1 protein-coding gene is annotated in these 1537 nt (G+C 68.4%); it reads left to right on the plus strand.

Features of this window, described 5'->3' with window-relative positions:
• Nucleotides 1–214: 214 nt before the first annotated feature.
• The coding region (locus ACWDVB_RS40250; RefSeq protein WP_451612067.1) for an IS701 family transposase at nt 215–1537 on the plus strand (1323 nt) is incomplete at its 3' end.

Genomic DNA, 1537 nt, shown 5'->3' on the forward strand with positions numbered 1-1537 from the left:
GGCTCCTGCCCCTCGTTCTGGGCAGCAGCATCCATGGACCCGCCTCACTTCCGAAGCGCCGAGCAGTGCCCGGCCCGGCTACCCCGGAAACTTCGCAGCACCCTCACACTGACACGGCAGCTGTAGATAGGTCTGCCGATGCTCGTTGCTGCTGTTCAGCGGCTTGAGGGGGTGACTGTGGGCACGAGAACGGCCGCCTTGATCATGACGTGGTGTGACGCAACATCAGAACGAGACGGCCGCTTCGACGACGGTAGACCACGAAGGCCACGGCATCGCGTTCGGGGGCCTGTTGGCTTCCGTGGCCGACTGCTTCGCCCGCTCCGAGACCCGGGAGACGTTCGCACGGATGACCCGGGGCATGCTGATGGAACTCGAGGACGTCAACTGCTGGAGCCTGGCCGAAGCGATCGGTGAGCGGGGCCCGCACCGTCTGCACCATCTGTTGTCTCGTGCGGTGTGGGACGAAGAAGCGGTGCTGGGGCGGACGGCGGTCTGGGCCGTGGGCCTGCTCGACGACGGCGACGGGGTCCTGATCGCGGACGAGACGGGCGACGCGAAGTCCTCCACCGACGCGGTGGCCGCGGCACGCCAGTACTCCGGCTCCACCGGCGGTGTGGATCTGTGCCAGGTCGCGGTGCACCTCACCTTCGCCACGTCCTCCGGGCACTGCCTGATCGACCGGCGCCTGTACTTCACCAAGGAATGGGCCGCCGATGAGGAACGCCGTGAGCTGACCGGCGTCCCCGACGAGCTGTGTTTCGCCACCAAGCCGCACCTCGCGGAGGACATGCTCCGCACCGCCGCCGGCCGGCAGGGCATACCCGCCTCGTTCTTCCTGGGCGACGAGGTCTACGGAGGGCGCCGGCTGCGTACCGCCTGCCGTGAGCTGGGCCTGGGCTACGTTGAGGGAGTGCGCTCCAATCACCGGGTCACCACCCCGGCCGCGAAGCTGAGCGTGGCCAAGGCCGCCGCCCGGCTGCCGAAGCGGGCCTGGCAGCGGATGCAGACCGGCGCGGGGCAGAAAGGCGTACGCGACTACGACTGGGCGATGATCGAGGTCACCGCCGACGACACCCCCGCCGGGCACGACGGCGACACGGGAACCTCGGTGCTGCTGGTCCGCCGGCACCGCTACACCCGCACCATGTCCTACTACCGCTGCTTCGCCCCCGGGCCGGTGACACTGGCGCGACTGGTGTCACTGATGTGCCGCAGGTGGCGGGTCGAGGACGACTTCCAGGACGCGAAGGAGATCAGCCACCTCGACAAAGGCCAGGTCACCTGCTGGAACTCCTGGCACCGCTGGAGCGTGATCGCCCTGGTCGCCTACGCCTATCTGGCCGTCACCGCCGCTCTCGAACGCGCCGCCCAAACCGGCCGGAACGACCCCGCCGAGGCCGACCTCGTCCCCCTCAGCAGCCACGAACTCCTCCGCCTACGGGAGTGTCTAATCAACGGCGGATCTGATGATCAAGGAGACGCCAGAGATGACCGAGACCGTTGTCGAGCAGGAGTCCGTGGAGAAGCCGGCGGT

Source organism: Streptomyces sp. NPDC003379 (assembly GCF_053589195.1).